This is a genomic window from Rhodococcus sp. BS-15 (genome assembly GCF_000813105.1).
Lineage (GTDB): Bacteria > Actinomycetota > Actinomycetes > Mycobacteriales > Mycobacteriaceae > Rhodococcoides.
The window spans coordinates 1-5,550 of the sequence record NZ_BAOX01000310.1 but is presented as its reverse complement, the minus strand read 5'-3'; the positions used below and the strand labels follow the sequence as shown (position 1 = coordinate 5,550).

Here is a 5,550-nt window from a genome sequence, read left to right as displayed (position 1 = left end):
TGGCGCGGCTGCGGCTGGTCACCCTGCCGCTGGCTCGGCCTGCGCTGATCGCCTCGGCGGCCATCGCCTTCGCGTACACCGTCGGATCCTACGAGGTGGCACGAATTCTGGGCCGTCCGTTTCCGGAGCCGTTGTCGGTCACGGCAATCCGCTTGTTCAGCTCGATCGACCTCGAGACGCGTCCGCAGGCCGCTGCGGCCGCGACGATAGCTACCGTGGTGACCGTCGTCGTGGCCGCGGTGGCCCTGCACTTTCTGCGCAGATCGGCAGCGTGGAAATGAACAAGGTGGAAGTGACGCGGGTCTTTCCAGCAATCGGTCGGGCCGTGTTGGTCGTGTGGTTCCTGCTGCCGCTGATTCCGGTTGTCTTGTGGGCCATCAGCAATCGATGGTCGTTTCCCAGTTCGCTTCCGCAGGACTGGGGATTCGACGGCGTTCGCAGTGCTCTCTACGCCGGTGGCGTCGATGCGTTCGTGCGGTCGACCCTGCTCGCTTTGGCCGTCGCCGCCATCGCAACACCATTGGGCGCGTTAGCCGCTCGAGCCCTGGTGAACGGTACTGTGCGTTTCCCCGCTTTGGTGGCCGGCGTTCTCTTCGCACCACTGGCCCTGCCCCCGTTCGCCGTGGCGTTGGGACTCGATGTCCTGGTGCTGCGCTCGCGTATTCCGAGCACGGTGGCGGTAGTCGCACTGCTGACCGTTGCGGCCATTCCGTACACGACGTATCTGATGCGAGTGGCGTTCGGCGCGTACGACATCGGCTACGAGGAGGAGGCGCGCACGCTCGGTGCGTCGAGTGCCATGGTGCTGCGGCGGATTCGCATTCCGCTGCTAGCTCCGGCGTTGGCAGGGGCGGCGTTGCTCGCGTTCCTCGTGGCGTGGAGCGACTACGTGATCACCTTGTTGATCGGCGGAGGCAGACTGGTCACCGTGCCCATTCTCGTCGCCTCGTTCGCTGCAGGCACCGGCAACGATTCGGTGGTGGCTGCACTGTCGGTCGCTGCCGTGGTGCCGCCTTTGTTGCTGGTGCTCATGCTCGCCCGGTTGCGTCGTAGGAGTGCACGATGAGCGTCGAACTGTCCGTTCACGGACTCACGAAAGTCCATGCCGGTCAATCGGTTGCGGCTCTGGATTCGTTGGATCTCACCGTGCCGCCGGGTTCGTGTACGGCAATTCTCGGGCCGTCGGGCTCGGGCAAGAGCACAGCGCTACGGCTCATCGCGGGGTTGGATTCGCCCACTGCCGGCACGGTGCGCATCGACGGTCGCGAGGTGAACGGCGTTGAGGCCGAGAACCGCGGGGTGGGGATGGTGTTTCAACGTCCGATGTTGTTCCCACACATGTCGGTACTGGACAACATCGGCTTCGCCTACCGCGCTGCCGGTGACAGTCGCAAGCGTTCGCGCGAGCGGGCCCGCGAATATCTCGACCTGGTTCATCTGGGCGATATGAGCGACCGGGCCGTGTCAGAGGTGTCGGGCGGGCAAGCTCAGCGGGTGGCGTTAGCACGCTCGCTCGCCGGCTCACCGCGATTGTTGTTGTTGGACGAGCCGTTCAGTGCGCTCGACCCGGTATTGCGCACCGAGATGCACGACCTGGTTCGCGAACTGCGCTCGTCGTTGGATCAGACTCTGCTGCTCGTCACCCACGATCAGCAGGAAGCGGCCGTGCTGGCCGATTCCGTGGCAGTGCTCATCGACGGACGATTGGAGCATCACTCCGATATCGCAACGGCTTACACGCGTCCGAGCACGTTGCAGTCTCGCGACTGATGGGCGGAATCAACGAAATCGAAGGTCAGTGGGATGGAGTTGGGGTGCATCGCTCCGAGCTCGGGGAGTTGGAGGTCGAAAGAGTTTCTCTGCCGGCCGGGCCTGCTGTGCTGCTGTTACGACATGAGCTGATCAGCATGGATGACAACGGGATTCGTGGAGTTGTCTCGGGATTGCGGCCTACCGGATTTCGCAGCATCGCTGACGTGACCGTGGGTTCGGTGACCGTGAAAGTGGAGTTGGCGGCGGGATCTACGGTGCGGATCGGGGATTCGGTGGGGTTGAAAATTCCACGTAATGCGAGAATTGCTGTTGAAGCCTGACGGTCGAGTGAGCGACCGAATGCGATTCTCGAACTACAAGGCGTTAGCAGATTCTCGGCTCCTACCTTGACAGAAAGATCCAACGACCAACCAGTCGCAGGAACACCGCCCACACCTGTTCGAGCCCGCTGCGATGGTCTCACCGAGGTCCGACGAGGAAAAATGCGTTATCCGGCATGAGCATTCGCGAGAAGATGCCACTTCCGATGAATGCGATCGCCGTGGACGCTGCGATACTGACCCTATGCACGATCTCGGAATCCAGTTTTACATCGATCTCGAATCCCGCGTCTGGGATGCGCTGACCAACGGCGACGCAGACGCCGATCTCGAACTACTCTCTGCCGACTTCGTCGGGGTGTATCCCACCGGTTTCGCCAGTAGAGCGGACCACGTTGCCCAACTGGCCGACGGGCCCAGCATGGCGTCCTACTCGATCACGGAAGCGAAACTGATCGAAGTATCTGGGGATGCGGCGATGCTCTGCTATCGCGCCGATTACCAACGGCCTCAACGCAGCGTGGGCGAGTCGATGTTCATCAGCTCGCTCTGGCTACGAAAAGATGGCCGTTGGCAGAACACTTTCAGCCAGGACTCACCCGCCCACTCCTGACAGGGCGACCCAGCTGACCGCCAGAGGCGTCACTGGACAACGCATAGGCCTTCTAGCAGCACCTATAGAAATTTCCTGAGGAAAAGTACACATAGTCTTTCCAGGGGCTACAGTTGCCTGGTCCGCGGGGGCGTCGGCATCATGCACTTCACCCGGACGAGAGGCCCAGTCGCATATGTTCGACAAGAAATTCATCACCAAGGCCATCAGCAGTAGCTCGGAAAACGGTCTGGATCGCCGACGCTTCATGCGGGCAGCAGGTCTCACCGGCTTGGGTGCAGGCGCGGCAATGACTGTGGGCTCAGGCGTCGCATCTGCCTTCCCCTTCGGCTCCTCGGATGGGCCGCTCATCCCCGGAATGCCTGGCCAAGGCCCATCCGATGCCGCGATTCTGAACTTCGCACTCAACCTCGAGTACCTGGAAGCCGAGTTCTACCAGCGGGCGGTGACCGGAAAGGGTCTGCCGGACACCCTCGTGGGCGGTACCGGAACTCCCGGCCCCGTCACCGGAGGTCGGCAGGTGACATTCGAGAGCAAGTTGATCAAGGCATATGCCGAGGAAATCGCCTTCGACGAGCTCAATCACGTGGCGTTCCTGCGCGGAGCGCTTGGAAACGCGGCAGTGGCCCGGCCTGCGATCGACCTCGACGCGAGCTTCACTGCCGCCGCCATGGCAGCAGGACTGATCGGCGCAGGCGAGACCTTCGACGTGTACGCGAACGAGCAGAATTTCTTGCTCGGCGCGTTCATCTTCGAGGACGTCGGCGTCACCGCATACAAGGGCGCGGCACCGCTGGTGTCGAACAAGACGTATCTCGAAGCCGCTGCAGGCATTCTGGCGGCCGAGGCGTACCACGCGGGCATCATCCGGACGAGCCTGTTCTCTCTGGGTCTCGAAACGCCCGCGAACGCCATCTCCGACGCCAGAGACAGCTGGATGGGCCGGACGATCTGGATCAGGGAATCACTCTCGACGGTGCCGCCAACCTGGTTCCGTTGGACGCCAACGGAATCGCGTATTCCCGCTCACCGGGCCAGGTACTCAATATTGTGTATCTGAACCCGGCTCCGGTCACGTCCGGTGGATTCTTCCCTGCAGGCGTCAACGGCGAGCTCAACACCAGCGGCGGATAGCCGGAGGTTTCGCTCGGGTGGTGTCGCATGGCTCGACACCACCCGAGCGTCAGCTACAGCAACCGGTCGTTTCCGGTTTCGTCACGAGCAACGGCAGCAGCTTTCGCAGTTCCTGATTCTCACCCGGGTCGAGAACCGAATGCTGGACGCACGCGGGAACGAGTTCACCGGTCTCGGGGTGCGCCATCGAATAGGTGCAGGCCGCAAGTCGCTCCTGCGTTTCCAGCAGCACGGGATCGGCGGCGACCTGACCGGATTGCATCAGTTTCCATGCGGGAGCTACATTTTCGGCATCCATGAAGCGATGAACGACGAAGTTCATCGGGCGAAGGTCTCTGCGAACGAATGCCAGAACTGCGTTTCGGGGGCCACATCGTCGCAGGACGCTCGCGAACCACCGCCCCGCCACGACGATCCCCAACGGATGACCGGCCAGTACCCGGAGGAGTTTCAGAATTAGCGTCAGCGGATCGGAACCGCCGAAGTTTACTCCGCCCAGATGGGTGAAGAACTCGTCGCGAGCACGTTCCTCTGCCGGGCGTGTGACATCGAGGAACGGATGCCACGTCGAGCCGACCATGAAGCCCAACGCTGTTCTGTTGCAACGCGGATCGCCGAACTGGATCGACTGGTACGAAATTGCCTGTCCCATGCCGAGTTCGATCTGCTCCCAGACGATATCGATGTCGATCTCCCGGTAGTCCCCGCTCCAGCGCCGCTCGTCTCCGACGAAAGCCGCGGGCTGGAAGGAGACCATCGAATAGCCGCCCATGCCGACCACCTCGCCCGTCACTGCGGCGACCTCGTCGATGTTGTGCGGCGTGACGGTCATGTTGTGCGCCAGATACGACGCCACTCCGTGCTCGCTCTTCAATCGAGTGAACATCTCCGCGAACCGTCGACGATAAGGAGTGAGTTCGGCTTCCGTTCGCGGCCGAGGGATTCCGCTCCGTCCGCGCATCAGCTTGTCGAAGTGCGCGGCGAAGGACACTCGCGAAAATCGTGTCTGGCCGTCACCGTCGAGAACGACGGCCTGCAGGTAGTCGTAGTCGAAGTCGCCATGGGTGAACGACATCGGTTCGCGGCCGTGCTCACGCATGATCGCCAGCGCCGCGGCGTGGTCGTCGGAATCGAGCAAACTGACTTCTCCGCCGATCAACTGCGCGTGCGCCCGCGGGCCGCGTCGTTCGGCGAGCAGCTCGAATTGCGCGGCGACTTCTCGCAGTGTGTGCTCACCGTCGATGCGCACCTTGTTCGCATCCGCGCTGTGGTAGCAGGGGCTGCAGGTGAGGTTGCACTTCGGAAACACTCCGTGGGTGCCCTCGCAGCCCACCGCGTGTCGCCCCAGCGTCTGTGCCGGCGTTCGGGCCGCGGGTGGTAACGCCGCCCACCTCTCCGTCAGGGCCGCTCGGGTGCGGGGATCGACCGGGCGCGTGCGCCTCTCGATACGGCGGACGTAGGCCTCGAACTTCTCACGCACTGTCATGCTCGGCCTCGTTGTCTTCTCGCTCGGGAAACCGCACACCCCGCGCGTGCACTTCCAGTGTGCCTGCGGACCGTGGGCCGCGAGGATCGCCGCAGTCCCACCCCCTCCGTCCCGTCCCAGCCCATCCCCTGTCCGTCCCTTCGTCCCCGCCCCCCCAGCGCCCGTCGCAAATGCGCGCGCGTTTGCCAGGTGCGCGCGGACTAGGCCCCGTTGGGCAGCAATTC

At 63.1% G+C, this 5,550-nt stretch carries 6 protein-coding genes and 1 pseudogene; 6 read left to right on the top strand and 1 reads right to left on the bottom strand.

Features of this window, described 5'->3' with window-relative positions; all coding sequences use genetic code 11:
* The 6 genes and pseudogenes from RHBS_RS23545 to RHBS_RS23520 all read left to right on the top strand — a co-directional run.
* A pseudogene (locus RHBS_RS23545) lies at window positions 1-281 on the top strand (ABC transporter); the annotation flags it as partial.
* Window positions 278-1,066: an ABC transporter permease gene (locus RHBS_RS23540; RefSeq protein ID WP_237669613.1), complete on the top strand. Its 789-nt coding sequence runs from the start codon at window positions 278-280 to the stop codon at window positions 1,064-1,066. The pseudogene RHBS_RS23545 and the gene RHBS_RS23540, both read left to right, overlap by 4 nt.
* Window positions 1,063-1,770 (top strand): ABC transporter ATP-binding protein, encoded by a 708-nt coding sequence (locus tag RHBS_RS23535; RefSeq protein WP_128646547.1) that lies wholly within the window; start codon window positions 1,063-1,065, stop codon window positions 1,768-1,770. Before RHBS_RS23540 ends, RHBS_RS23535 begins: the two co-directional genes overlap by 4 nt.
* Entirely contained in the window at window positions 1,770-2,093 is a 324-nt protein-coding gene (locus RHBS_RS23530) for a hypothetical protein (protein WP_128646545.1), read from the top strand. The genes RHBS_RS23535 and RHBS_RS23530 overlap by 1 nt, the downstream gene beginning before the upstream one ends.
* A gap of 244 nt (window positions 2,094-2,337) precedes the next feature.
* The gene (locus RHBS_RS23525; RefSeq protein WP_121871964.1) at window positions 2,338-2,706 is read left to right on the top strand and encodes a nuclear transport factor 2 family protein; all 369 of its coding nucleotides are present in this window, start codon (window positions 2,338-2,340) and stop codon (window positions 2,704-2,706) included.
* Window positions 2,707-2,881: 175 nt separating this feature from the next.
* On the top strand, window positions 2,882-3,766 hold the full coding sequence (locus RHBS_RS23520) for a ferritin-like domain-containing protein (RefSeq protein ID WP_236745407.1): 885 nt from the start codon (window positions 2,882-2,884) through the stop codon (window positions 3,764-3,766).
* A gap of 123 nt (window positions 3,767-3,889) precedes the next feature.
* Here RHBS_RS23520 and RHBS_RS23515 read toward each other — a convergent pair whose 3' ends face one another.
* On the bottom strand, window positions 3,890-5,326 hold the full coding sequence (locus RHBS_RS23515; protein WP_121871962.1) for a radical SAM domain-containing protein: 1,437 nt from the start codon (window positions 5,324-5,326) through the stop codon (window positions 3,890-3,892).
* Between the last annotated feature and the right edge of the window lie 224 nt (window positions 5,327-5,550).

Excerpts from the sequence above, each read along its gene's own strand:
- RHBS_RS23540 (WP_237669613.1), top strand. The coding sequence starts at position 278 with ATGAACAAGGTGGAAGTGACGCGGGTCTTTCCAGCAATCGGTCGGGCC.
- RHBS_RS23535 (WP_128646547.1), top strand. The coding sequence starts at position 1,063 with ATGAGCGTCGAACTGTCCGTTCACGGACTCACGAAAGTCCATGCCGGT.
- RHBS_RS23530 (WP_128646545.1), top strand. The coding sequence starts at position 1,770 with ATGGGCGGAATCAACGAAATCGAAGGTCAGTGGGATGGAGTTGGGGTG.
- RHBS_RS23525 (WP_121871964.1), top strand. The coding sequence starts at position 2,338 with ATGCACGATCTCGGAATCCAGTTTTACATCGATCTCGAATCCCGCGTC.
- RHBS_RS23520 (WP_236745407.1), top strand. The coding sequence starts at position 2,882 with ATGTTCGACAAGAAATTCATCACCAAGGCCATCAGCAGTAGCTCGGAA.
- RHBS_RS23515 (WP_121871962.1), bottom strand. The coding sequence starts at position 5,326 with ATGACAGTGCGTGAGAAGTTCGAGGCCTACGTCCGCCGTATCGAGAGG.